At 66.3% G+C, this 25503-nt stretch carries 20 protein-coding genes; 17 read left to right on the forward strand and 3 right to left on the reverse strand.

Translation table 11 applies throughout. The features are described from left to right. Positions 1 to 336: 336 nt before the first annotated feature. The 16 genes from rplJ (at position 337) to ACIRRA_RS25425 (ending at position 22160) form a co-directional block, all read left to right on the forward strand. Positions 337 to 891 carry a 50S ribosomal protein L10 gene (rplJ, locus tag ACIRRA_RS25350; RefSeq protein WP_354850760.1) on the forward strand — a complete coding sequence of 185 codons (555 nt, stop codon included), beginning with the start codon at positions 337 to 339 and terminating at the stop codon, positions 889 to 891. A gap of 64 nt (positions 892 to 955) precedes the next feature. Further along, complete coding sequence (rplL, locus tag ACIRRA_RS25355; protein WP_040862028.1) at positions 956 to 1336, forward strand: 50S ribosomal protein L7/L12; 381 nt, start codon at positions 956 to 958, stop codon at positions 1334 to 1336. A 271-nt stretch (positions 1337 to 1607) separates the two neighbouring features. Next, the gene (locus ACIRRA_RS25360; protein ID WP_402772651.1) at positions 1608 to 2669 is read left to right on the forward strand and encodes an ABC transporter ATP-binding protein; all 1062 of its coding nucleotides are present in this window, start codon (positions 1608 to 1610) and stop codon (positions 2667 to 2669) included. Between the two features lie 10 nt (positions 2670 to 2679). Next, positions 2680 to 3474 (forward strand): MlaE family ABC transporter permease, encoded by a 795-nt coding sequence (locus ACIRRA_RS25365; RefSeq protein ID WP_402772654.1) that lies wholly within the window; start codon positions 2680 to 2682, stop codon positions 3472 to 3474. 66 nt (positions 3475 to 3540) lie between these two features. After that, positions 3541 to 4344: an ABC transporter permease gene (locus ACIRRA_RS25370; protein WP_354850825.1), complete on the forward strand. Its 804-nt coding sequence runs from the start codon at positions 3541 to 3543 to the stop codon at positions 4342 to 4344. 144 nt (positions 4345 to 4488) lie between these two features. Continuing rightward, the gene (locus ACIRRA_RS25375) at positions 4489 to 5841 is read left to right on the forward strand and encodes an MCE family protein (protein WP_402772658.1); all 1353 of its coding nucleotides are present in this window, start codon (positions 4489 to 4491) and stop codon (positions 5839 to 5841) included. A gap of 8 nt (positions 5842 to 5849) precedes the next feature. Beyond that, positions 5850 to 6926 (forward strand): MCE family protein, encoded by a 1077-nt coding sequence (locus ACIRRA_RS25380; protein WP_402772866.1) that lies wholly within the window; start codon positions 5850 to 5852, stop codon positions 6924 to 6926. Beyond that, a complete protein-coding gene (locus tag ACIRRA_RS25385) occupies positions 6926 to 7933 on the forward strand; it encodes an MCE family protein (RefSeq protein ID WP_402772661.1) in 1008 nt (335 codons plus the stop codon). The genes ACIRRA_RS25380 and ACIRRA_RS25385 overlap by 1 nt, the downstream gene beginning before the upstream one ends. A gap of 45 nt (positions 7934 to 7978) precedes the next feature. Next, positions 7979 to 9232: an MCE family protein gene (locus tag ACIRRA_RS25390; RefSeq protein ID WP_402772871.1), complete on the forward strand. Its 1254-nt coding sequence runs from the start codon at positions 7979 to 7981 to the stop codon at positions 9230 to 9232. Beyond that, positions 9229 to 10470 carry an MCE family protein gene (locus ACIRRA_RS25395; protein WP_402772664.1) on the forward strand — a complete coding sequence of 414 codons (1242 nt, stop codon included), beginning with the start codon at positions 9229 to 9231 and terminating at the stop codon, positions 10468 to 10470. The genes ACIRRA_RS25390 and ACIRRA_RS25395 overlap by 4 nt, the downstream gene beginning before the upstream one ends. Continuing rightward, positions 10467 to 11711: an MCE family protein gene (locus tag ACIRRA_RS25400; protein ID WP_402772667.1), complete on the forward strand. Its 1245-nt coding sequence runs from the start codon at positions 10467 to 10469 to the stop codon at positions 11709 to 11711. The genes ACIRRA_RS25395 and ACIRRA_RS25400 overlap by 4 nt, the downstream gene beginning before the upstream one ends. An 82-nt stretch (positions 11712 to 11793) precedes the next feature. Then, positions 11794 to 12588 carry a hypothetical protein gene (locus ACIRRA_RS25405; protein WP_402772670.1) on the forward strand — a complete coding sequence of 265 codons (795 nt, stop codon included), beginning with the start codon at positions 11794 to 11796 and terminating at the stop codon, positions 12586 to 12588. 12 nt (positions 12589 to 12600) lie between these two features. Beyond that, complete coding sequence (locus tag ACIRRA_RS25410; protein WP_402772673.1) at positions 12601 to 13353, forward strand: hypothetical protein; 753 nt, start codon at positions 12601 to 12603, stop codon at positions 13351 to 13353. Positions 13354 to 13998: 645 nt separating this feature from the next. Further along, positions 13999 to 17487 carry a DNA-directed RNA polymerase subunit beta gene (locus ACIRRA_RS25415; protein ID WP_402772676.1) on the forward strand — a complete coding sequence of 1163 codons (3489 nt, stop codon included), beginning with the start codon at positions 13999 to 14001 and terminating at the stop codon, positions 17485 to 17487. A 114-nt stretch (positions 17488 to 17601) separates the two neighbouring features. Next, positions 17602 to 21555, forward strand: a complete 3954-nt coding sequence (locus ACIRRA_RS25420) for a DNA-directed RNA polymerase subunit beta' (protein ID WP_402772679.1) — start codon at positions 17602 to 17604, stop codon at positions 21553 to 21555. A gap of 134 nt (positions 21556 to 21689) precedes the next feature. Continuing rightward, the gene (locus tag ACIRRA_RS25425; protein ID WP_402772682.1) at positions 21690 to 22160 is read left to right on the forward strand and encodes a hypothetical protein; all 471 of its coding nucleotides are present in this window, start codon (positions 21690 to 21692) and stop codon (positions 22158 to 22160) included. A gap of 83 nt (positions 22161 to 22243) precedes the next feature. Here ACIRRA_RS25425 and ACIRRA_RS25430 read toward each other — a convergent pair whose 3' ends face one another. Beyond that, positions 22244 to 22939: a hypothetical protein gene (locus tag ACIRRA_RS25430; protein WP_402772685.1), complete on the reverse strand. Its 696-nt coding sequence runs from the start codon at positions 22937 to 22939 to the stop codon at positions 22244 to 22246. Between the two features lie 130 nt (positions 22940 to 23069). Next, positions 23070 to 24038 (reverse strand): EamA family transporter, encoded by a 969-nt coding sequence (locus ACIRRA_RS25435; RefSeq protein WP_402772688.1) that lies wholly within the window; start codon positions 24036 to 24038, stop codon positions 23070 to 23072. Positions 24039 to 24077: 39 nt separating this feature from the next. Between ACIRRA_RS25435 and ACIRRA_RS25440 the strand changes: the two genes are divergently transcribed. Beyond that, on the forward strand, positions 24078 to 24614 hold the full coding sequence (locus ACIRRA_RS25440; RefSeq protein WP_402772691.1) for a CGNR zinc finger domain-containing protein: 537 nt from the start codon (positions 24078 to 24080) through the stop codon (positions 24612 to 24614). A gap of 13 nt (positions 24615 to 24627) precedes the next feature. Here ACIRRA_RS25440 and ACIRRA_RS25445 read toward each other — a convergent pair whose 3' ends face one another. Continuing rightward, entirely contained in the window at positions 24628 to 25476 is an 849-nt protein-coding gene (locus tag ACIRRA_RS25445; protein WP_402772694.1) for an LLM class flavin-dependent oxidoreductase, read from the reverse strand. Positions 25477 to 25503: the final 27 nt, after the last annotated feature.

Below are 25503 nucleotides of genomic sequence, written 5' to 3' on the forward strand. Positions count from 1 at the left end.
AGAAGAACAACGGCGGACGGGCGGGTGCTTCCCCTCGTTTTGGCGTATCGATGCCGGTCCGCTATATTGGACGACGGTCACCGGCATGTTCGGTGATCACCCCCAAATCGTTCTACCGAAGACCGTTGGTTGCCGCCGTCAGGCGGCTGAAGGTCCGGCGATATTGCCGGCGGCCCACGCAGGGAGAGCCGAGGTCGGGAAACCCGCGAGAAATCGCGACTGTTTCTTGTGCGCCCCGGGACCACCTTGCGTCCGGGGCGTTTGCTTTGTCGCCGGCCCCTGTGGCGGAACTCGGTAGTTCATACGAGAACCGACCATCCAGAGAGGAGGCGAAGTATGGCAAAGGCTGAGAAGGTCACCGCGGTTGCGGAGATCACTGAGCAGTTCAAGTCGTCCACCGCGACTGTCGTCACGGAATACCGTGGCCTGTCCGTCGGCAAGATCACCGAGCTGCGTCGTGCCCTCGGCGCGAACGCTACCTACTCCGTCGCCAAGAACACCCTGGTCAAGCGCGCTGCCGCCGAGGCGGGCGTGGAAGGCCTGGATGACTTGTTCGTCGGTCCGACCGCTATCACCTTCATTACGGGTGAGCCGGTCGACGCCGCGAAGGCGCTGAAGGCGTTCGCCAAGGACAACAAGGCGCTCATCATCAAGGGCGGCTACATGGACGGCGCTGCGCTGTCCGTGTCCGAGGTCGAGCGCATTGCCGACCTGGAGTCGCGCGAGGTGCTGCTGGCCAAGCTGGCCGGCGCGATGAAGGGCAACCTGTCGAAGGCTGCCGGGCTGTTCGCCGCCCCGGCCTCGCAGATCGCCCGCCTGGCCGCGGCCCTGGAGGAGAAGAAGCGCGCCGAGGGTGGCGCCGCCGAAGCTCCGGCCGCAGACGCCGAATAAGTCACTACCCCAAACCTCTTCGTCGCCGTTCGCGCGGTGACGGAACTACCGAAAGGAAATATCAATGGCCAACGTTGATGAGCTGCTCGAGACCTTCGCCGGCATGACCCTGCTGGAGCTGTCCGAGTTCGTGAAGGCGTTCGAGGACAAGTTCGAGGTCACCGCTGCCGCTCCGGTCGCCGTCGCCGTCGCCGGTGGCGCCGCTGCTCCGGCCGAGGCCGCCGAGGAGCAGGACGAGTTCGACGTCATCCTCGAGGGTGCCGGCGACAAGAAGATCCAGGTCATCAAGGTCGTGCGCGAGATCGTTTCGGGCCTGGGCCTGAAGGAAGCCAAGGACCTGGTCGAGGGTGCCCCGAAGCCGATCCTGGAGAAGGTTGCCAAGGATGCCGCCGAGGCCGCCAAGGCGAAGCTGGAAGAGGCCGGCGCCAAGGTTTCCGTCAAGTAAGACGGGCTTGTGGCGGGGCACAGCCTCGTGACGCCTCGATTGTGAAAAGGGTGGTTCCCATTGTGGGACCGCCCTTTTCGCGTATTGTGCCGTCGTGATTGGCGCAAATCGGTAATTCGATTCGAATGTTCCTACCGACCAGTCAGGTCCCGGTGTCCGAGACGGTGTATATGCGATACAGTGACCGGACCTACTGTGATGCGCCACACCGCGCGAATTTTGTGGCGCGTAGTCACACGTAGTGCGCTCGTCGGAGAAAGTGGAGGTTGGCGTGGGCGTCGAGGTCAGAACCGAAGGCATCACGAAGTCGTTCGGTTCGCAGCGTATTTGGCAGGACGTCACGCTGACGCTGCCGCCGGGGGAAGTCAGCGCATTGCTCGGCCCGTCGGGTACCGGTAAGTCGGTCTTCCTGAAGTCGTTGATCGGTCTGCTGCGCCCGGAGAAGGGCTCGATCTACATCGACGGCACCGACATCACCACCTGCTCGAACAAGGATCTGTACGAGATCCGCAAGCTGTTCGGTGTCCTGTTCCAGGACGGCGCGCTGTTCGGGTCGATGAACCTGTTCGACAACACGGCCTTCCCGTTGCGCGAGCACACCAAGAAGAGCGAATCCGAGATCAAGAAGATCGTCATGGAGAAGCTCGAGCTGACCGGTCTGCTCGGCGCCGAGGGCAAGCTGCCCGGTGAGATCTCCGGTGGTATGCGCAAGCGCGCCGGCCTGGCCCGCGCGCTGGTGCTGGACCCGCAGATCATCCTGGTCGACGAGCCGGACTCCGGTCTGGATCCGGTTCGCACCACCTATCTCTCGCAGCTGTTGATCGATATCAACGCGCAGATCGACGCGACGATCCTGATCGTGACGCACAACATCAACCTGGCTCGTACGGTGCCGGACAACATCGGCATGCTGTTCCGCCGCAATCTGGTCATGTTCGGCCCACGCGAGGTGCTGCTGACCTCGGAGGAGCCGGTGGTCAAGCAGTTCCTCAACGGCCGTATGCAGGGCCCGATCGGTATGTCCGAGGAGAAGGACGAAGCCCAGATGGCCCGCGAGCAGGCCATGTTCGACTCGGGTCACCACGCCGGTGGCGCGGAGGAGATCGAGGGCATCATCCCGCAGATGCGGGCGCAGCCGGGCATGCCCGTGCGTGGCGCTGTCGCGCGTCGCCGCGAGCGGGTCCGCCAGATCATGCATACGCTGCCGCCGGCCGCCCAGGAAGCCATTCGCGAGTCGATGTCGCAGAACGGCGATGAGGCCGACACGACGGTGATGCCCGCATATCAGGGTGGCTACGACGCCACGGTTCGACAGAACCTGACTAACGGGTAACATACGCGGCGTGAATCCCACCCTGACGCGACTGCGCACCCCGGTCGAGTCGGGACTTGCCCAGACCGGCAACATTTTCGCACTGTTTCTGGACGTGTTCCGGAAGACGTTCCGCCGGCCCTTCCAAGTGCGGGAGTTCATCGAACAGTCGTGGTTCATCGCGAGTGTCTCGATCCTCCCTGCCGCTCTGGTGGCAATCCCGTTCGGCGCCGTGGTGGCCCTGCAGACCGGCTCGCTCATCAAGCAGCTGGGGGCGGAGAACTTCACCGGCGCGACCAGTGTTCTGGCCACCGTGCAGCAAGCTGCACCGGTCGTCACCGCGCTGATCATCGCCGGCGCCGCCGGCTCGGCCGTGGCCGCCGATCTCGGCTCGCGCACCATTCGCGAGGAGATCGACGCCATGGAGGTCCTCGGCATCGATCCCATTCAGCGCCTTGTGGTTCCGCGCGTGCTGGGCATGATGCTGGTGGCCTTCCTGCTCAACGGCATGGTCTCGGTCGTCGGCATCTGCGGCGGCTACTTCTTCAACGTCGGGCTCCAGGGCGGCACCCCGGGCGCGTACCTCGCGTCCTTCTCCGCCCTCGCGCAGATCCCCGACCTGGTCATCGGCGAGATCAAGGCCCTGATCTTCGGTGTCGTGGCCGGCGTGATCGCCGCCTACAAGGGCCTGCATCCAAAGGGGGGACCGAAAGGAGTGGGTGACGCGGTGAACCAGTCCGTGGTGATCACGTTCCTCGTTCTGTTCTTCCTGAATCTGATCCTCACCCTGATCTACCTTCAGGTCGTCCCCGCAAAGGGCGCGTGACCCATGGTTGTTTCGCAGCGCTCCACCGTTTTCTCCCGGTCGGCGCGCCGGGTCAGACCCGTGCTCATGGCGCCGGTCGACCTGGTCGACAAGGCCGGCGATCAGATGTCGTTCTACTCGCGGGCGATCGGCGCGATCCCGAAGACGATCGTGCACTTCCGCAAGGAGGTCATGCGGCTGCTGGCCGAGGTGACCTTCGGGTCGGGCGCCCTCGCGGTCATCGGCGGCACCATCGGCGTCATCGTGTTCATGTCGGCCTCGGTCGGTGTGGTCGTCGGCCTGCAGGGCTTCAAGGCCCTCGACGCCTTGGGCTCCGGTGTCCTCACCGGCTTCCTGACCGGGTACATCAATACCCGCGAGCTCGCACCACTGGTTGCGGCACTGGCACTTTCGGCGACGGTCGGCTGTGGTTTCACCGCGCAGCTGGGCGCGATGCGGATCTCCGAGGAGATCGACGCGCTCGAGGTGATGGCGGTGCCCTCGGTGCCCTTCCTGGTGACCACGCGCGCCATCGCCGGCTTCCTCGCCGTGATTCCGCTGTACGTGGTCGGCCTGCTGGGCACCTACCTGGCCTCGCGGATGATCAGCATCTACTTCAACGGGCAGTCCAGTGGTTCCTATGACCACTACTTCAGTCTGTTCCTGCCACCGGAGGACGTGCTCTATTCCTTCGTGAAGGTGCTCGTCTTCGCGTTCGTGATCATCCTGGTGCACTGCTACTACGGCTACAACGCGAGCGGCGGTCCCGCGGGCGTGGGTGTGGCCGTGGGCCGCGCGGTGCGCGCCGCCATCGTGCTGATCAATGTGCTCGATTTCTTCCTGTCCCTGGCTATCTGGGGCACGACCACGACGGTGCGGGTGGCGGGATGAGCGGTCAGCGGCCGGAGGCGGCAGCTTGCGTAACCACGCAGGCCGCCCGCTCATCCCGGATGGAGGCAGCATGAGCGGTCAGCGGCCGGAGGCGGCAGCTTGCGTAACCACGCAGGCCGCCCGCTCATCCCGGATGGAGGCAGCATGAGCAACCCGCAGCACGTGCAGCTCTGGCGTTCCACCGAGAAACTGCGCAGCCGTACCCTCGGCGTGCTCTTCTTCGTGCTGGTGGCGCTGTTCCTGTGGACCACCATCGCCATCTACAACAAGCAGTTCGTGGACACCGTCCGGGTCAACCTGATCACCGACACCGTCGGAAACGCGCTGACCCGCAACGCGGATGTGAAGGTCCGCGGCGTCACCGTCGGCGAGCTGCGGTCGAGCTCCTACGACGGCAAGAACGTCACGCTGGATCTGGCCATCGACCCGGGCAAGGCCGGCAAGATCCCGTCCAATGTGACCGCCCGCCTGCTGCCCAAGACGCTGTTCGGTGAGCGCTACATCGATCTGGTGTGGCCGGAGAGCCCGCAGGGGCATCTCACCGCGGGCGTGACCCTGCACCAGGACACCAGCGGCAACGCCGTCGAGGTGAGCCAGCTGCTGGATCACATCCTGCCGCTGCTGCAGGCGATTCCGCCGCAGTACCTGTCCTCCACGCTGGGCGCACTGTCCAATGCGCTGCAGGGGCAGGGCGAGGAGCTGGGCAAGACCATCGACCGGCTCGACGACATCGTCACCCAGGTCAACGGCGAAATGCCGACGCTGCAACAGGATCTGAAGAGCCTCGCCGACGTGGCGACCACCTACGCCGATGCCGCGCCGGAGTTGGTGTCCGCGCTGGACAACCTGCGCACCACCAATGCCACCATCGTGCAGAAGCGTTCGCAGGTCGACACCCTGCTGGCGACGCTGACCCCGAGCGCGTCGACCACCGCCGACTTCCTGGTGGCCAACCGCGACAACATCATCGACGTGGCGGCGGACTCGCGGCCCGCGCTGGAAGCGCTGGCCAAGTACTCGCCCAGCTACAGTTGCGCGCTGGCTGGTTTCGCGGAGCTGAAGCCGCGCATCGACCAGATCTTCGGCAAGGGCACCAACCTGCCGGGCTCGCGCGTGACCGTGCAGATCGTGAATCCGCGCGGCCGCTATGTGCCCAATCAGGACGAGCCGCGCTGGTTCGACCCGCGTGGGCCGCTGTGCGTTCCGATGTACCCGCCGGGCACCGACCCGGGCCAGTACACCGACGGTTCCGCCAATGACGGTTCCTACCAGCCGCCGAGCCGTAATCCGGGTGACCAGAACATCGGCCGCATGCCGGAGCCGCAGTACAAGGTGTACGGCCCGCAGGCGCCGACCACCGCCTACTCGCCGCAGGAGGCCCAGGCCCTGGGTGCGATCTACGGTGCGGCACACGGAGTTTCGCCCGAACAGGTGCCCACCTGGGTGACCAAGATCGCCGCCCCGGCCTTCCGCGGCAGTGAGGTGAGCGTCAAGTGAAGGATCTGTTGCGCGGCCTCGGGCCGACACTGACCAAACTGATCGCCTTCATTCTCGTCACGGTCTTCCTGACGGGCGTGCTGGCGCTGACCATCGCCAATTACGGTGGCGGCGGTACCAAGTTCAATGCCCGGTTCACCGATGTGACCTCCCTGAACAAGGGCGACGAGGTCCGGGTGGCCGGTGTCCGGGTGGGCAAGGTGACCAATGTGTCCATCGTGGACAAGCGCCTGGCCAATGTGGAATTCGAACTGACCGACCGGGATTGGCTGCCCGCCTCCACGACCGCGACCATCAAGTACCGGAACCTGGTGGGCCAGCGCTACATCGCACTGGAGCAGGGCACCGGGCAGCAGGGCCGCAAGATGAACAAGGACTCGACCATCCCGCTGGAGCGCACCAAGCCGGCGGTCAATCTGACCGAGCTGTTCAACGGCTTCCGGCCGCTGTTCCAGACGCTGACCCCCGAGGACGTCAACAAGCTGTCGTCCGAGATCATCCAGGTCTTCCAGGGCGAATCCGGCACCATCGCGGACCTGGTGGCCAATACCGCCTCGCTCACCAACAAGGTGGCCGACAAGGACGCGGTGATCGGTGAGCTGATCAAGAACCTGAATGCCGTGCTGGACAGCATCAATTCGCGCGGCGACCAGCTCGACCAGCTGATCGTCAACACCGAGGCGCTGGTCACCGGGCTGAACGCCGATCGCGGCACCATCGGCTCGGCGGTCACCTCGCTCGGCAACCTGGCCTCGGCCACCGCCGACCTGCTGGTCCCGGTGCGGCCGAACCTGCAGGGCGCCATCGCCGGTCTGAACCAGCTCACCGGCACTCTCAACGACCGCAAGGACGAGGTCGACGAGGGGTTGACCAACCTGCCCATCAAGATGGAGAAGCTCGGTCGAGCGGCGTCCTACGGCTCCTGGTTCCAGTTCTATCTGTGCGGCATCGACATCGTCGCCGGACCGGGCACCAAGGACGCGCCGCAGCTGAACTTCCCGCCCGCACTGCAGAACATGCCGACTGTGAACCAGCCGATCTACACGAATCCGGCCCCGCGCTGCCATGGGAAGGGAGGCCGCTGATGGACGACCGCGCTGTATTGGGCAAGCGCAGTCCGGCGTTCATGGGTGGGCTGGGCCTGATCCTGGTGCTGCTGGTGACCCTGTCCGCGTTCAACCTGGACAAACTGCCGATCATCGGGGCAGGCATCAAGTACACCGCCGAGTTCTCCGAGGCCGCGGGCCTGAAGAAGGGCAACGAGGTGCGCATCGCCGGCGTCAAGGTCGGCGCGGTGTCCGATGTCCGCCTCGACGGCGACAAGGTGCTGGTGGACTTCCGCACCCAGGACGCCTGGGTCGGTGACGAGACCACCGCCTCGATCCAGATCAAGACCCTGCTCGGGCAGAAGTACCTGGCGCTGGATCCCAAGGGCACCAAGGTCCTGAACCCCGCGGATCGGATCCCGCTCTCGCGCACCGTGTCTCCCTACGACGTGGTGGACGCGTTCAGCGACGCCGCCAAGAACATCGAGCAGACCGACACCGCGCAGCTGGCGAAGAGCTTCACCGTGCTGTCGGACGCCTTCTCGGCCACCCCGCCGGAACTGCGCAGCTCGATCGACGGCGTCGCCCGGCTCTCGGAGACCCTGGCCAAGCGTGACGATCAGCTCAAGAAGCTGTTCGAGGCCACCAAGACCACCACCAAGGTGCTGGCCGACCGCAATCAGGAGTTCGAGCGGCTCATCTCCAACGGCGGCGAGCTGCTGGCCGAGTTGAACGTGCGCCAGCAGGCCATCCACCAGCTGCTCACCGGCGCGAAAACCGTTGCGGCGGAACTGACCGCGCTGGTCAAGGACAACGAGGCCCAGATCGGCCCGGCGCTGACCAACCTCAACAAGACCATCGATCTGCTCAACGACCACCAGGCCGACCTGTCCAAGACCCTCACGCTGGCCGCGCCCTTCTACGGGCTCTACTCCAACGTGCTGGGCAACGGCCGCTGGTTCGACGCGGTCATCACAAACCTGATTCCGCCCGCGCTGCCGGACATCCCGGGTGACCGCCAGCCGATCCGAAAGATGGGAGGTTAACTCGTGGCGAGCAATCCGCTGCGCTCCTCCTCTCGGCGCTTCGCCCTGCGTGGCACCAGCACCAAGAGCAAGATCATCGCCGGAGTGACCGTCCTGGCGGTGGTGCTCGCGGGCGTCGCATGGTGGAGCTTCGATCGACTCAACACCACCACCATCACCGCGTACTTCGACAAGTCCATCGGCATCTACAAGGGTTCCGACGTGCGCGTCCTGGGCGTGCCGGTGGGCCGGGTGGATTCGGTGGACCCGCAGGGCGACGTGGTCAAGGTCGTCATGAAGGTCGACCGCGGCTACGACATCCCCGCCGACGCCAAGGCCGCCCAGATCACCCCCTCGGTGGTGTCGGACCGGTACATCCAGCTCGCACCCGCCTACAAGGGCGGACCGAAGATGGCCCGCAACGCCACCATTCCGAAGGATCGCACCGCGACCCCGGTCGAGGTGGACCGGCTCTACAACAGCATCACCGAACTGTCGAAGGCGCTCGGCCCGGAGGGCGCGAACAAGCCCGACGGCGCCACCGGTGAAGGCGCGCTGAACCAGTTGGTGCGCACCGGCGCGGCGAACCTCGCCGGCAACGGCGACGCGCTGGGCAACAGCTTCACCCAGCTGTCCAAGGCCGCGCACACGCTCTCCGATTCGCGCACCGACATTTTCGACACGGTCAAGAACCTGCAGACCTTCGTGCAGACCCTGGCCGACAACGACGCGCAGGTGCGGACCTTCAACACCCAGCTGGCCTCGCTGGCCGGGTTCCTGTCCGACGAGCGCCAGACCCTCGGCCAGGCGCTGAATCTGCTGTCGGTCGCGCTCGGCGACGTGGCCCGGTTCATCGACAACAACCGGGACCTGGTGCAGTCCAACGCCGATGCGCTGACCAAGCTCACCCAGACCCTCGCCGACCAGCGCGACGATCTGGCCAAGGCGCTGCCGCTCATCCCGACCGCGCTGAGCAACCTGATCAACGTGCACAACGGTGAGTCCGGCACGCTCGACATGCGCCCCAACTTCACCGATCTGCAGGATCCCTTCGGCGTCATCTGCAAGATGCTGGACCTGGGCAAGCTGCGTCCCGGCGACCCCAAGTTCGACGCCATCTCGCGTCAGCTGCAGCCGATCCTGAACAACTGCAAGGTGATCACCGATCAGCTCACCGCGGGCGTGAAGACACCCTCGCTGGTGCTGCCCTTCGGCATCCTCAGCGGCGAGAACGAACAACACAACACGGTCCCCGGCACCGTCCCCGGCAATCCGTCCGACCAGCTGCCGCCGTCGCAGCAGGAAGGTGGGCAGCGATGAGCGCCAACCGGATTCGCGGCGGCCGGGTCCGGCGCACCGCCCTGCTGGCCACCTCGCTGGGCGCGGTGACGCTGATGGCGGCCGGCTGCGGTGCGGACAGCATTCCGCTGCCCGGCGGCCCGGATATCGGAAAACATCCGCTGCACCTCGACATCCGCTTCTCCGACGTGCTGGACCTGGTCTCGCAGTCGTCGGTGAAGGTGGACGGTGTCGCCGTGGGCCGGGTCGACAAGATCCGCGTCGCCCCCGACAACGCCTGGGAAGCCAGCGTGCAGGTGCTCGTCAACGACAGCGTGAACCTGCCCGCCAATGCCCACGCAGAGGTCAAGCAGACCAACCTGCTGGGTGAGAAGTACATCGAACTGTCCGCTCCCACACAGGGCGCCGATTCCGCGCGGTTGAAGGACGGCGCCAAGATCCCGGTCGAGAACACCCGCACCGCCACCGAGGTGGAGCAGGTGCTGGGCGCGCTGTCGCTGCTGCTCAACGGCGGCGGCGTAGCGCAGCTGCAGCCGATCGTGGTGGAACTCAACAAGACTCTGGGCGGCCGCGAGGGCAAGGTCCGGGACCTGCTGAGCCAGGCCAACACCCTGATCAAGGGCCTCGACGACCAGGTCGACAACATCACCCGCGCACTGGACAGCCTCGACACGCTCACCAGCCGGGTGGGACAGCAGACCACCCAGATCTCCAAGATCCTCGACGAGCTGCCGGGCGGCATCAAGATCCTCAACGAGCAACGGCCTCAGCTGATTCAGCTGCTGGGCCAGCTGGATCGGGTGGGGCAGGCCGGATTCGACGTGCTCAACAAGTCCAAGGACAACCTGATCACCGACCTGTCCTCGCTGCGGCCCACGCTGCAGGCGCTGGGTTCGTCGGCGGGTGACCTGGTGACCGCGTTCCCGCTCATCCCGACCTACCCGTTCCCGGACGAGGCCATCAAGTCCGCGTTCGGCGGTCAGGTCAACACTTGGCTCTCGGTGGACCTGCAGATCGGGACCCTGCTGTCGAATCTCGGTGTGGGCAAACAGGATCCGCAGTACGTGCCGCCCCCGGGCCGCCAGGTCAACGTGGATCCGACCAACCCGTACTACAACGGCAACGGGCCGCGCGGCGGCTGGCCGACCGTCTCGCTGCTGCCGCTGCCGCCCACCGTGGCGCGGCCGATCGGGCAGCCGGGACCGACCGATCCACTGGGATCGATTCTCGAGCAGCTGGGAGTGGGTGGTCCGCGATGACTCGTCTGGTACGTAATCAGCTGATCGCCTTCGCGGTCATCGCGGTGCTCGGCGTCGTGTTCGTCGGCGCCAAGTACGTGCGGCTGGATAACATGCTCGGCTTCGGGCTGTACAAGGTGAAGGTGGAGGCCGCCGAAACCGGCAACCTGTCCAAGGGCGCGGAGGTCACCTACCGCGGCGTTCCGGTGGGCCGGGTCGGCGACCTCGACGTCACCTCCGACGGCGTGCTCATCACCCTGGAGATGAACTCCGGCAAGCCCAAGGTCCCCGCCAACGCCAAGGCGGTGGTGGCCGACCGCTCCGCCATCGGTGAGCAGTACGTGGACCTGCAGCCCACCAGCGACGGCGGGCCGTACCTGAAGGACGGCTCGGTCATCGTCGGCGCGCAGCTGCCCGTCCACGTCGAGGAGCTGCTCTCCAGCGTGGACCACTTCGCCAGCACCACCGACCTGAAGGCGCTGTCCACCACCATCACCGAGCTGGGCAAGGCCTTCGACGGCAAGGGCGACGACCTCAAGATCCTGGTCGACTCGCTCAACAAGTTCAGCGCCACCGCCAGCGGTGACAACCTGCAGCAGACCCTGGCGCTGATCCGCTCCGCTCACACCGTGCTGGGCACCCAGGCCGAGCAGTCCCCGGCGATCCTGCAGTTCAGCGACGGCCTCGACAAGCTCACCGCGCAACTGAAGTCCAACGACCCGGACATCCGCCGGCTGATCGGCACCGGCACCGACGCGGGTTCGGCGATCCAGCACCTGCTCACGGAGAGCGGCCCGGCCCTCACCAAGGACCTCACCAACCTGCGCACCCTGCTGCTGGCCATCTCGCCGAAGTTCTACGCCCTCGGACCGGTGCTGCAGATGCTGCCGCTGCTGCCGCTGGGTGGCTCTTCCACCGCGCCCGGTGACGGCACCACCCACTTCGGCCTGGTGCTGGAGACCAACAACCCGCCCGCCTGCACGGTGGGATACGAAGGTACACAACGGATTCTGGACCAGATGAAGGCCCAGAACCCCAACTTCGACGACACCCGCGACGACTTCCCGCTCAATACGCAGGCAGGGTGCGCGGTGCCGCAGGGCAGCGAGACCGACGTCCGCGGCGCCAGTCGCGCGGAACTGGCCGACCCCAGCGTCGGGCAGCCCTGGGACGACAAGCCGAAGTACGACCCGGACAAGCTCAACCTGAACCCGGTGGCCACCCAGCTGGCCACGCTCATGGGCGTCACGCCCAAGCACTGACCGATCTGCCCGGCCACGGTCCGGCAGCGAGATGGCACACAGTCCCAGCCAGGGCGCGAAGAGAGGAAAGTATGGTGGCGGCGTGAGTCAGCACAAGGACAGCGAATCGGGGGCGAACCTCGAGAAGCCGGCAACAACGCCGGTTCCCGAAACAACCCCGGACGCGTCCTTGGCGGACGTCGCGCCGGAGCCGGCCGAATCCGAGACGGAGACGGAGACGGCCGAATCCACCGCCGAGCCGACCATCGTGCCGGACGAGCCCGCCGAGCTGCCGCCGACGCCGGGCGTCGCGGGCTCGGACCGGCGGAAGCTCGTCACCGTCGGCGCGGCCGCGCTGCTGGTGGTGTCCGTGATAGCCGCCGCCGTGGTCGGATTCATCTGGTTCGGCGATGCCAAGGACAGCTCCCGGGCCGATGCCCGCGACGCCGTTCTGACCGACGCCCGCCAGGCCGTCGTCAACCTCATGTCCATCAACCCGGACGACATCGACGGGTCGCTGGCGAATATCCGGTCATCCATGACCGGCGACCTGCTCAAGCAGCAGGAGGACGGGCAGGACCAGCTCAAGCAGACCGCCCAGGACTCCAAGACCCGCATCCAGGCCGGCGTCGAGGGCATCACGGTCACCGCGCTCAACAGTGAGCTCGACCACGCCTCGGCCTTCGCGGTCCTGAAGATCACCCGCAGCTGGCCCGGTGGCCAGCCCGCGTCCTTCCGCCAGCTGTGGACCCTCGACCTGGTCAAGGTCGGCAGCACCTGGAAGGCCGAGAAGGCGCAGAACCTCGGCGAGCCGGTGCCCCTGGGCTCGGCCGCGCCGCAGCAGGACGCGCCCCAGCAGCCGACTTCGACCCAGCCCACCCCCAAGCCGGGCAACTAGGAGGGAGTGACCATGGCCAACCGGAAACGACCCGTCAACCGCGTCACCCCGCGCCGCCCGGCCGCCCAGCGCGGTACCGCGTCGCGCACCACCGCCGCCGACGTCCAGGCCGGGAGCGCCGAGCAGAAGATCACGAGCGCCCGGTCCACCTCCGAGCGTTCGGATCGGACCGCATCGCGCACCACCCCGTCGCGCGGTCCGGGTCTGTCCAAAGACAGTGCCCCGCAACAGTATTCCAGGCCGACCGGGCAGGGCGGGTTTTGGCGTAACTGGGGTGTCGCCACGGTGTGCGCAGCGCTCTCCGCGCTGCTGCTGGCCTTCGCGATCGCCGGCGCCGTGAATCACTGGGTGAGCAAGCCCGATTCGGACTCGGGCAATCTGGCCTACGTCGACAACAAGGGCACCGACGAGGTGAAGGCCGCCGGCGACCACGCGCTGACCACGCTCTACGGCTACAAGGCCGCCGAGATCGACAAGTGGAAGGCCTCGGTCAACTCGGTGCTCACCGACAAGATGCAGAAGGACTTCGCCAAGTACGTCGACACCACGGTCGAGACCATCAAGCAGACCCAGACCGACACCGACGTCAAAACCGATCCGATCGGCGTGACCCTTCTCACCGGCGACCGCGCCGAGCTCCTGGTCAACCTGAACATCTCCGCGGTCAAGGACGGCAAGCCCGAACCCCTCGCCTCGGGTCCGATCGTGCTGCGCATGCAGAAGGTCGGCGGTCACTGGCTGGCCGCCGAGATCACCGACAAATAGCCCAAATCCGCCCTCTCTGGTCGCATAACCGACAGCGTTCGCGGCCCCGCCTCGATTCTGGACTGACCGGAGCGGGGGAGCGAAGCGGAGGAGCGTAGGGAGGGAAGAATCGAGGCCCGAAGGGGCCGCGAACAGCCCGGAGCGAAGCGAAGGGCAGGTGGGCGCAGTGATCTTGTAGGGGGACAGGCGATCTCGCGATTTGTCAACTCGGGCCGCCACTTGACGAGTTTCGTCCGACCCGTCACGCTATTCACAACAGCGGCGGCTGTCACAGGGGACAGAACGCCGGCGAGGGTCTTGCGAACGCAGCCAGCGGACTAGCGGCCCGGCCGGAAAACCGTGTGGAGACCGTCACTCGGCTGTGGTGATATCGGCGTTCTGATCGCCGGGATATCGACACGGACACACCGGGGCGAAGTTGCCGCCCACGGATCGCCACGGGTGGTACTTTGACACCCCCGTAGGTTTGGGTGTAGTTTTGGACGTTGCGCTGGCTGCCTCCTGTCCATACCTCGATCGCATCACGAAAGTTCCACCTTCCGGTGTTACTTCCGCTGTTTGCTGTTCGGGTTTCGTTCGGGTCGTAACCAGCGGAATTCGTAGCAGACAAGCGACGGTCGCGGACCACCACGCGACGCGCGTGAGGTGCTGGAAGGACGCATCTTGGCAGTCTCCACCCAGACCAAGGCCGGTATCCCCGGAGCCCCGAAGCGGGTGTCTTTCGCGAAGATTCGTGAGCCCCTGGAGGTTCCCGGACTTCTCGATCTACAAACCGAATCGTTCGCCTGGCTGGTCGGTTCAGCAGACTGGCGTGAGCGTGCTACCGCGCGCGGCGACGTCACCGATCCCGTCGGGGGCCTCGAAGAGGTGCTCGAGGAGCTGTCTCCGATCGAGGACTTCTCCGGCTCCATGTCGCTGTCCTTCTCCGACCCACGCTTCGAAGAGGTCAAGGCCTCCATCGAGGAGTGCAAGGACAAGGACATGACCTACGCGGCGCCACTGTTCGTGACCGCGGAGTTCATCAACAACAACACCGGTGAGATCAAGTCTCAGACGGTCTTCATGGGTGACTTCCCGATGATGACCGACAAGGGCACGTTCATCATCAACGGCACCGAGCGCGTCGTCGTGTCGCAGCTGGTCCGTTCCCCGGGTGTGTACTTCGACGAGTCGATCGACAAGTCCACCGAGAAGACGCTGCACTCCGTGCGTGTCATCCCGTCGCGCGGCGCGTGGCTGGAGTTCGACGTGGACAAGCGCGACACCGTCGGCGTCCGCATCGACCGCAAGCGCCGTCAGCCCGTCACCGTGCTGCTCAAGGCGCTGGGGATGACCACCGAGGAGATCACCGAGCGCTTCGGCTTCTCCGAGATCATGATGTCCACCCTCGAAAAGGACTCCACCCCGGGTCAGGACGAGGCGCTGCTCGACATCTACCGCAAGCTGCGTCCGGGCGAGCCGCCGACCAAGGAGTCGGCGCAGACCCTGCTGGAGAACCTGTTCTTCAAGGAGAAGCGCTACGACCTGGCTCGCGTCGGTCGCTACAAGATCAACAAGAAGCTCGGCCTGAACCTGGACAAGCCGGTCACCGGTTCGACGCTGACCAAGGAAGACATCGTCGCGACGATCGAGTACCTGGTCCGCCTGCACCAGGGCGATCGCCTGATGACCGCCCCCGGCGGCTCCGAGGTCCCGGTCGACGTCGACGACATCGACCACTTCGGCAACCGTCGTCTGCGGACGGTTGGCGAGCTGATCCAGAACCAGATCCGCGTCGGTCTGTCCCGCATGGAGCGCGTCGTGCGTGAGCGCATGACCACCCAGGACGTCGAGGCGATCACCCCGCAGACCCTGATCAACATCCGCCCGGTCGTGGCGGCGATCAAGGAGTTCTTCGGCACCTCGCAGCTGTCGCAGTTCATGGACCAGAACAACCCGCTGTCGGGTCTGACCCACAAGCGTCGTCTGTCGGCGCTGGGCCCGGGTGGTCTGTCCCGTGAGCGCGCCGGCCTGGAAGTTCGTGACGTCCACCCGTCGCACTACGGCCGCATGTGCCCGATCGAGACCCCGGAAGGCCCGAACATCGGCCTGATCGGCTCGCTCTCGGTGTACGCGCGGGTCAACCCGTTCGGTTTCATCGAGACCCCGTACCGCAAGGTCGTGAACGGCCGCGTCACCGATGAGGTCAAGTACCTGACCGCCGACGAGGAGGACCGCCAGGTTCGTGCGCAGGCCAACTCTCCGGTCGACGCCGACGGCAACTTCCTCGAGGACAAGGTGCTCGCGCGCCGCGGCAACGAGGAGATGGAGTACGTCGCGCCGACCGAGGTGACCTTCATGGACGTCTCGCCGCGCCAGATGGTGTCGGTCGCGACCGCCATGATCCCGTTCCTCGAGCACGACGACGCCAACCGTGCCCTCATGGGCGCGAACATGCAGCGTCAGGCCGTGCCGCTGATCCGTTCCGAGTCGCCGCTGGTCGGCACCGGCATGGAGCTGCGCGCCGCCGTCGACGCCGGCGACGTGGTCGTGAACCAGAAGGCCGGTGTGGTGGAGGAGGTTTCGGCCGACTTCATCACCGTCATGCACGACGATGGCACCCGCCGTTCGTACCGCCTGCGTAAGTTCGAGCGTTCGAACCAGGGCACCTGCGCCAACCAGCGTCCGATCGTGGACGAGGGTATGCGGGTGGAGGCCGGGCATGTGCTCGCCGACGGTCCGTGCACCGAGAACGGTGAGATGGCGCTGGGTAAGAACCTGCTCGTGGCGATCATGCCGTGGGAGGGCCACAACTACGAGGACGCGATCATCCTGTCGCAGCGCCTCGTGGAGGACGACGTGCTGACCTCGATCCACATCGAGGAGCACGAGATCGATGCTCGTGACACCAAGCTCGGTGCCGAGGAGATCACCCGCGACATCCCGAATGTCTCCGATGAGGTCCTGGCCGACCTCGACGAGCGTGGCATCGTGCGTATCGGTGCGGAGGTTCGTGACGGCGACATCCTGGTCGGCAAGGTCACCCCGAAGGGTGAGACCGAGCTGACGCCGGAGGAGCGGTTGCTGCGCGCGATCTTCGGTGAGAAGGCGCGTGAGGTGCGTGACACCTCGCTGAAGGTGCCCCACGGTGAGTCGGGCAAGGTGATCGGCGTGCGCGTGTTCTCGCGTGACGACGATGACGATCTGCCCCCGGGTGTGAACGAGCTGGTGCGCGTTTACGTTGCGCAGAAGCGCAAGATCCAGGACGGCGACAAGCTGGCCGGCCGTCACGGCAACAAGGGTGTCATCGGCAAGATCCTGCCGCAGGAGGACATGCCGTTCCTGCCGGACGGCACGCCGGTCGACATCATCCTGAACACCCACGGTGTGCCGCGTCGTATGAACATCGGCCAGGTGCTGGAGACCCATCTGGGTTACATCGCCAAGACCGGCTGGCAGGTCGACGGTTCCCCGGACTGGGCGAAGAACCTGCCCGAGGAAATGATCGGTCAGCCCGCCGACACGAACATCGCCACCCCGGTGTTCGACGGTGCGCGTGAGGAGGAGCTGACCGGCCTGCTCGGTTCGACGCTGCCGAACCGCGACGGCGAGAAGATGATCAACGACGACGGCAAGGCCATCCTGCTGGACGGCCGTTCCGGCGAGCCGTTCCCGTACCCGGTGTCGGTCGGCTACATGTACATCCTGAAGCTGCACCACCTGGTCGACGACAAGATCCACGCGCGTTCGACCGGTCCGTACTCGATGATCACGCAGCAGCCGCTGGGTGGTAAGGCGCAGTTCGGTGGTCAGCGCTTCGGTGAAATGGAATGTTGGGCCATGCAGGCGTACGGCGCGGCCTACACCCTGCAGGAACTGCTCACCATCAAGTCGGACGACGTGGTCGGCCGCGTGAAGGTGTACGAGGCGATCGTCAAGGGCGAGAACATTCCGGAGCCCGGTATCCCGGAGTCGTTCAAGGTGCTCTTGAAGGAACTCCAGTCGTTGTGCCTCAACGTGGAGGTGCTGTCCTCGGACGGCGCCGCGATCGAGATGCGCGACGGCGACGACGAGGACCTGGAGCGCGCCGCGGCGAACCTGGGTATCAACCTGTCCCGCAACGAGGCTGCGACGGTCGACGACCTGGCGCAGTGAGCGAACGGTCCTGGAGCGGCTCGAGGTGCTCGATATGAGATACCGGAAGGCGCTCCAGGGCAACGGATTTGAACTTTTGCTCATTCTCAACCCGAACAGGGGAAAGGAAGTTACGTGCTAGACGTCAACTTCTTCGATGAACTCCGGATCGGCCTGGCGACCGCCGAAGACATTCGCAACTGGTCTTTCGGCGAGGTCAAGAAGCCGGAGACCATCAACTACCGCACGCTGAAGCCGGAGAAGGACGGCCTCTTCTGCGAGAAGATCTTCGGTCCCACCCGGGACTGGGAGTGCTACTGCGGTAAGTACAAGCGTGTCCGCTTCAAGGGCATCATCTGTGAGCGCTGTGGTGTCGAGGTGACTCGTGCCAAGGTGCGTCGTGAGCGCATGGGCCACATCGAGCTGGCCGCCCCGGTCACCCACATCTGGTATTTCAAGGGTGTGCCGTCGCGCCTGGGTTACCTGCTCGACCTCGCGCCGAAGGATCTGGAAAAGATCATCTACTTCGCCGCGTACGTGATCACCGCGGTCGACGACGAGCTGCGCCACAACGAGCTGTCCACGCTCGAGGCGGAGATGGAGGTCGAGAAGAAGTCGGTCGCCGATCAGCGCGACGCCGACCTCGAGGCCCGCGCCCAGAAGCTGGAAGCCGACCTGGCCGAGCTGGAGGCCGAGGGCGCCAAGTCCGACGTCCGCCGCAAGGTCAAGGACGGCGGCGAGCGCGAGATGCGTCAGCTGCGCGACCGCTCCCAGCGTGAGCTGGACCGGCTCGACGAGATCTGGACCACCTTCACCAAGCTGGCCAAGAAGCAGCTGATCATCGACGAGGTGATCTACCGCGAGCTGCAGGACCGCTACGGCGAGTACTTCACCGGTGCCATGGGTGCCGAGGCGATCCAGAAGCTCATGGAGACCTTCGACATCGGCGCCGAGGCCGAGAACCTGCGCGAGACCATTCGCACGGGCAAGGGCCAGAAGAAGCTGCGCGCGCTGAAGCGTCTGAAGGTCGTAGCCGCGTTCCAGACCAACGGCAACTCGCCGATGGGCATGGTCCTCGACGCCGTGCCGGTGATCCCGCCGGAGCTGCGCCCGATGGTGCAGCTGGACGGTGGCCGCTTCGCGACCTCCGACCTGAACGACCTGTACCGCCGCGTCATCAACCGCAACAACCGGCTGAAGCGACTGATCGATCTGGGTGCGCCCGAGATCATCGTGAACAACGAGAAGCGCATGCTTCAGGAGTCGGTGGACGCGCTGTTCGACAACGGCCGTCGTGGCCGTCCGGTCACCGGTCCGGGTAACCGCCCGCTGAAGTCGCTGAGCGATCTGCTCAAGGGTAAGCAGGGTCGTTTCCGTCAGAACCTGCTCGGTAAGCGTGTCGACTACTCCGGCCGTTCGGTCATCGTTGTCGGTCCGCAGCTGAAGCTGCACCAGTGTGGTCTGCCCAAGCTGATGGCGCTCGAGCTGTTCAAGCCGTTCGTCATGAAGCGTCTGGTCGACCTGAACCACGCGCAGAACATCAAGTCCGCCAAGCGGATGGTGGAGCGTCAGCGTCCCCAGGTGTGGGATGTCCTCGAAGAGGTCATCTCCGAGCACCCGGTGCTGCTGAACCGGGCGCCCACCCTGCACCGCCTGGGTATCCAGGCCTTCGAGCCACTGCTGGTCGAAGGTAAGGCCATCCAGCTGCACCCGCTGGTGTGTGAGGCGTTCAACGCCGACTTCGACGGTGACCAGATGGCCGTGCACCTGCCGCTGTCGGCGGAGGCGCAGGCCGAGGCCCGCATCCTCATGCTGTCCTCGAACAACATCCTGTCGCCGGCGTCGGGTCGTCCGCTCGCCATGCCGCGTCTGGACATGGTGACCGGTCTGTACTACCTGACCCGCCTGGAAGAGGGCGCGAAGGGTGAGTACCGCGCGGCCACCAAGGACGAGGCCGAGTTCGGCGTCTACTCCTCGCCCGCCGAGGCGCAGATGGCTGTCGACCGTGGTGAGCTGACCGTGCGTTCGCTGGTCAAGATTCGTCTGACCGAGCAGCGTCCGCCGAAGGACGTCGAGGCCGAGCTGTTCCCGAACGGCTGGCAGCGGGGCGACGCGTGGATCACCAAGACCACGCTGGGCCGCGTCATCTTCAACGACCTGCTTCCGGCGGACTACGCGTTCATCGACGAGCCGATGCCGAAGAAGCGTCAGGCGGCGATCATCAACGATCTCGCCGAGCGCTACCCGATGATCGTCGTGGCGCAGACCGTCGACAAGCTGAAGGACTCCGGCTTCTACTGGGCCACCCGCTCCGGTGTCACCGTCTCCATGTCGGACGTGCTCGTTCCGCCGGAGAAGGCGGAGATCATGGAGCGCTACGAGGCGCAGTCGGATCAGATCGAGAAGAAGTACCAGCGTGGTGCGCTCGATCACCAGGAGCGCAACAACGCCCTGGTCAAGATCTGGCAGGAAGCGACCGAAGAGGTCGGTAAGGCGCTGCGCGCGCACTACCCGGCCGACAACCCGATCATTACGATCGTCGACTCGGGCGCGACCGGTAACTTCACCCAGACTCGTACCCTCGCCGGTATGAAGGGTCTGGTTACCAACCCGAAGGGTGAGTTCATCCCGCGGCCGATCAAGTCCTCCTTCCGTGAGGGCCTGACGGTTCTGGAGTACTTCATCAACACCCACGGTGCGCGAAAGGGTCTGGCCGACACCGCGCTTCGTACCGCCGACTCGGGTTACCTGACCCGTCGTCTGGTGGACGTGTCGCAGGACGTCATCGTGCGCGAGACCGACTGTGGCACCGAGCGCGGCATCGTGGTGCCGATCGCGGAGAAGCAGGCCGACGGCTCGCTCATCCGGGACGCCCACGTGGAGACCAGCACCTACGCTCGTACGCTGGCCACCGACGCGGTGGACGCGAACGGCAATGTCGTCGTCGAGAAGGGCCACGACCTGGGCGACCCCGCCCTGGAGGCGCTGCTCGAGGCCGGCATCACCGAGGTGAAGGTCCGCTCCGTGCTGACCTGCACCACCGGCACCGGCGTGTGTGCCACCTGCTACGGCCGCTCGATGGCGACCGGCAAGCTGGTGGACATCGGTGAGGCCGTCGGTATCGTCGCCGCCCAGTCCATCGGTGAGCCCGGTACCCAGCTGACCATGCGTACCTTCCACCAGGGTGGTGTCGCGGGTGACGACATCACGGGTGGTCTGCCCCGAGTTCAGGAGCTTTTCGAGGCTCGTGTGCCCAAGGGCAAGGCCCCCATTGCCGAGGTGTCGGGTCGCGTGCGGCTCGAGGACGACGACCGCTTCTACAAGATCACCATCATTCCGGACGACGGTTCGGACGAGGTGCTCTACGACAAGCTGTCGAAGCGTCAGCGGCTGCGGGTGTTCAAGCATGAGGACGGCTCCGAGCGTCTCCTGGCCGACGGTGACCACGTCGAGGTCGGTCAGCAGCTGCTCGAGGGCTCGGCCGATCCGCACGAGGTGCTGCGCGTGATGGGTCCGCGTCAGGTGCAGGTCCACCTGGTCCACGAGGTCCAGGAGGTGTACCGCTCGCAGGGTGTGTCCATCCACGACAAGCACATCGAGGTGATCGTCCGCCAGATGCTGCGCCGCGTCACCATCATCGATTCGGGTGCGACCGAGTTCCTCCCGGGTTCGCTGGTGGAGCGCGCCGAGTTCGAGTCCGCCAACCGCCGCGTGGTCGCGGAGGGTGGCGAGCCCGCCTCGGGTCGCCCGGTGCTGATGGGTATCACCAAGGCGTCGCTCGCGACCGATTCGTGGCTGTCGGCGGCCTCCTTCCAGGAGACCACCCGCGTGCTCACGGACGCTGCGATCAACTGCCGCTCCGACAAGCTGATCGGCCTGAAGGAGAACGTGATCATCGGTAAGCTGATCCCGGCCGGTACCGGCATCAACCGGTACCGCAACATCCAGGTTCAGCCGACCGAAGAGGCCCGCCAGGCCGCGTACGCTGTCCCGTCCTACGACGACAGCTACTACAGCCCGGACGGCTTCGGCACCTCCACCGGTGCCGCGGTCCCGCTGGACGACTACGGCTTCAGCGACTACCGCTGAGCTTTGTAGGCAGCCAATGGAATTCGGCCCCTGCTCCGATCGGAGCAGGGGCCGAACTCTTTTCACGTCCGGGTGCGCATCGCGGGTTTATGCTGGTTGCGGCGATTTAGCCGATCCCCGGTGGAGGAGCTGACATGTCCGTTGGTCGTATTCGTCACGGTGTCGTCGCGGCAGTCTCCGGGATGGCGGTGCTGTCTCTGTGGGCGCCGCAGGCCGCGGCCGATCCGGGCGGTGGGCTGGGTGGCTGTCAGCACGGTGGAATGCTGAGCGGCACCAGGATTCCGGGTACCGGCAGCGCCGGCCAGAGCGTGCGGCGCGAGGCGGATCTGTGGGGGTGCTCCAGTCCGCTGCTGCCCGGCATCGTGTCGGGGCATTTCAGCGCCGAATTGCCGTTCAACAGTCTCGACGCGCCGTCCATGGGCCAATTCGCCTGGGCCGACGGCAGTATCAGCGCGGTGGTCGCCCAGCCCAATGCGTTGTGGACGATCACCGGCGGTCCCGGCAGCGGGCACACCTTCCGGTTCAACCTCGCCGGCGAAATGAACGTGTGGTGGTACCACTGGGACAACAGCATGCCCGTGGACTCGATGATCTTCCTCGAGTGAGACGACCTTCCTCGAGTGAACCGGGAATGCGAACGGCCCGCGCTCTGACGAGGAGCGCGGGCCGAATTGTGGTGCGGGGTGGGTCAGTTCGCCGGTTGGGGGGCGGCGGGGAGGGCGGCGAAGACCGGGCGGAAGAGGTTGCCGGTGCCGGGGGCGAGGGTGTCGACGTAGCTGAGGGCCGCGTCCGTGGCCTGCTGGCCGCCCGACATCTGGAGGCCGATGGCTCCGCCGACGACACCGCCGACCACGGCGAGCAGGGGAGCGGTGATGAAGTCGAGGACGAACAGGCCGACGGGGAAGCCCGCGATGAAGCCGATGGTGGCGCCGATGGCCGCGCCGGTGGCGACCGCGGGCAGGTTGGCCTGGACGACGTCGAAGAAGTGCTGCTGGGCGTCGACCTCACGGACCGGGGTGTCGGATTCCGCGATGGGGGTGAGGGTCAGCCGGCGGTTGTCCTGATCGATGGTCGGGGTGAATTCGGCTGTCTTGCCGTCGATGTCGTACTTCAGGGGGACCGTGGAGACCAGGACGCCATCGTCGTTGGTCACGATGACGGCGTCGCCGTCCCAGGTGGCGAGGAAGCGCCCGGCCTGCAGGGTGCTGACGGCGGCGCGATGGTCGGCGGTGAGGGCCACGTCATAGCCGATATTGTGATCGGTGCCCTTGATCTGCAGGGCGGGTTGCTCCGGAGCCTGCGCCGGTTCGGCGGTTGCGGTGCCCGCGACGGTGGTCGCGGTCAGGCAAAGCAGGGCGGGCGCAATGTATTTGGTTATAGCCATCGTGGTTTTCCCTCGAGTTGCGGACTGGTTCCCCGACATTTGCGACAAACTACCGTTATCAACTCGAGATGTGAAGGGTTGTGGCGCACAAGGGCAATCGACAAATGGAATCGGCAGGTCAGCGCCGGTGTCAGGAGTGTGGCGTGTCGCTCGCCAGTGGGTCGCCCGCGGGCTCGCCCAGCCGGACCACCACCACGCCGATGAGAATCAATGCGCCACCGAGCAATTGGATCGGCGCGGGCGCCTGGCCGAGCAGTGCCCAGGAGAACAGAATGGCGGCCAGCACCTCGCCGAGCGCGGCGAAGGACGCCAGCCGGGAGCCGAGCAGCCGGGTGGCGGCAATACCGGTCACGTACGAGACGGCGGCGGTGATCACGCCGAGCGCGAGCAGCGGCGCCCACCAGTCCACGATGAAGCCCTGGAACGCGACGGAATTGGTAGTGGCGTGCAGCGGCACGATGCCGATCAGTCCGGCCGCCAGAATGCCGAGCCCGCCGACCAGCAGTCCGCCGGTGGCCAGCACGGTGCCGGGTACCTGGTCCCCGGCGTGCGCGGACAGGATGAAATACGCTGCCGCGCCGACCATCGCGCCCAGTGCCCAGGTGATGCCGACCCAGCTGGTGGCCGTGCCGGAGTTCGGGTCGAGCACCAGGATCAAGCCGGTCACGCCGATCACCGCGCCGAGAACGGTTGCGCGCCCGGGCTTCTGGCTGTGCCGCAGCCACAGCCACACCACCACCGCGATGGGTGCGGTGTATTCGATGAGCAGTGCCACCGCGACTTCCATGTGCGCGACGGCGTTGAAGTAGGCCAGCTGCGCGGTGGCGACGGCGAGCAGGCCGTAGCCGGCGAGCAGGGCGGCATTGCGGCGCAGCAGGTTCCAGTCGCCGCGCAACTGTCGCGCGGCCACGGGCAGCAGGACCAGCGCGCCGAGCAGTACGCGCACGATGACCACGGCGGCCGGACTCCAGCCGGCGTCGATGAGCCCGCGGGCCAGCGGGCCGGAGAGCCCGAACGCGGCCGCCGACAGCGCGGCGCAGAGCAGCCCGGAACGCAAGCGGTTCGACACCGCCACTCTGTCATGAGTCAAAGTCGCCATGACAAATGACGCTAGGCGGCCCGGGTGTAATCTGTCAAAGTGATTTTCGCTGATGACACGGTGGCGGCCATGGCGGCGGCGGTGGAACTGGTGAACTCGGCCGAGGACCCGGACACCCTCACCGAGATCGCCCAGCTGGACGAGTTTTTCGTCAAGCACGGCTACACCGGCGTCCATGCCCGCACCCGGGCGGAGCTGACGGCCGTCCGCGCCCAGCGCGCCCCGCTGCGCCGCCTGCTCACCGCCGACCGCGACACGGCGGTCGACCTGGTGAACGCCATCCTGGCCGAGCATCACGCGGTGCCGCGGCTGGTCCGCCACGACGGCCTCGACTACCACATCCACGCGGTCCCGCCCGAGGCTCCGCTGGATGTCCGCATGGCCGTCGAGACCGCCATGGCCATGATCGACCTGATTCGCGCCGACGAGCTGTCCCGGCTGGCCATCTGCGCCGACGAGACCTGCACGGGCATCGTGCTGGACCTGTCCCGCAACCGTTCCCGCCGCTACTGCTCCACGGCGTGCACCAACCGCAATGCGGTCGCGGCCTACCGGGCTCGCAAAATGGTCGGTTGAGCCCGCCGGACGGTCAGCTGATCACGTCGGCGAGCCGATCCACCTGATCGGTGTCGCGGCCGTAGCAGTACAGCATCACCTCGTCCGCCCCGAGATCGCCGAATTGCCGGATGGCGTCGCGGATTTCGCCGGGCGTGGTCAGCATGCCGTCGACCATGAAGTCGGCGCGGCCGGAGAATTCGTAGTACGCGCCCATGGACGCGCGGGCGTCGTCGAGCACGGCGTCCGCGCCGAGCGCGACATTGATCTGGGCCACGATGCGGGGCGCGCCGGTGCGGCCGTGGTCGCGCCAGGAACGGCGGACCGTGTCGAAGAGCCCACCCGCCCAGGAGGGTGCGGCGGCGGCGAGGAACCCGCCGCCCCAGCGGCCGACGCGTTCCAGCGCGGCGGGCTGGAAGCCGCCGAAGAGCAGTTCCGGGCCGGGGAGCGAGCTCGGTGCGGGGCCGATGGGCCCGCAGGTGGAACTGAACGGTTTGCCGGCCCAGAGCTCGCGCATGAGGCCGATCTGCTCATCGAGGCGGCGGCCGCGAGTATGCAGTTCGGTGCCGGAGGCCTCGTGGTCGTCGGCGCGCCCGCCCACGCCGAGGCCGAGCACGAAGCGCCCGCCGGACAGCACATCCAGGGTGGCGGCCTGTTTGGCGAGCAGCGCGGGATCGCGCAAGGGTGCGATGAGGACCTCGGTCTGCAGCTTCACGCGGCTGGTCGCGCCGGCGAGCACGCCGAGGGTGACCAGCGGTTCGGGATTGTCGTAGACCAGCCGATCGAGCAGACCGAGGGTGGAGAAGGGGCCGGCGTCGGCGCGGCGCGCCCAGTCGAGCAGGGCGGGGGGATCGGAAATGGGGAGTCCGAGACCGATGTGCATGGGGGTGACCTCCATGGAGAGATGCGT

This window comes from Nocardia sp. NPDC101769, assembly GCF_044766925.1.
GTDB lineage: Bacteria > Actinomycetota > Actinomycetes > Mycobacteriales > Mycobacteriaceae > Nocardia.

Bases quoted from the DNA above. Each gene is read 5' to 3' on its own strand.
- rplJ (WP_354850760.1), top strand. From the start codon at position 337: ATGGCAAAGGCTGAGAAGGTCACCGCGGTTGCGGAGATCACTGAGCAG.
- rplL (WP_040862028.1), top strand. From the start codon at position 956: ATGGCCAACGTTGATGAGCTGCTCGAGACCTTCGCCGGCATGACCCTG.
- ACIRRA_RS25370 (WP_354850825.1), top strand. From the start codon at position 3,541: ATGGCGCCGGTCGACCTGGTCGACAAGGCCGGCGATCAGATGTCGTTC.
- ACIRRA_RS25375 (WP_402772658.1), top strand. From the start codon at position 4,489: ATGAGCAACCCGCAGCACGTGCAGCTCTGGCGTTCCACCGAGAAACTG.
- ACIRRA_RS25385 (WP_402772661.1), top strand. From the start codon at position 6,926: ATGGACGACCGCGCTGTATTGGGCAAGCGCAGTCCGGCGTTCATGGGT.
- ACIRRA_RS25395 (WP_402772664.1), top strand. From the start codon at position 9,229: ATGAGCGCCAACCGGATTCGCGGCGGCCGGGTCCGGCGCACCGCCCTG.
- ACIRRA_RS25400 (WP_402772667.1), top strand. From the start codon at position 10,467: ATGACTCGTCTGGTACGTAATCAGCTGATCGCCTTCGCGGTCATCGCG.
- ACIRRA_RS25410 (WP_402772673.1), top strand. From the start codon at position 12,601: ATGGCCAACCGGAAACGACCCGTCAACCGCGTCACCCCGCGCCGCCCG.
- ACIRRA_RS25425 (WP_402772682.1), top strand. From the start codon at position 21,690: ATGTCCGTTGGTCGTATTCGTCACGGTGTCGTCGCGGCAGTCTCCGGG.
- ACIRRA_RS25430 (WP_402772685.1), bottom strand. From the start codon at position 22,939: ATGGCTATAACCAAATACATTGCGCCCGCCCTGCTTTGCCTGACCGCG.
- ACIRRA_RS25435 (WP_402772688.1), bottom strand. From the start codon at position 24,038: ATGGCGACTTTGACTCATGACAGAGTGGCGGTGTCGAACCGCTTGCGT.
- ACIRRA_RS25445 (WP_402772694.1), bottom strand. From the start codon at position 25,476: ATGCACATCGGTCTCGGACTCCCCATTTCCGATCCCCCCGCCCTGCTC.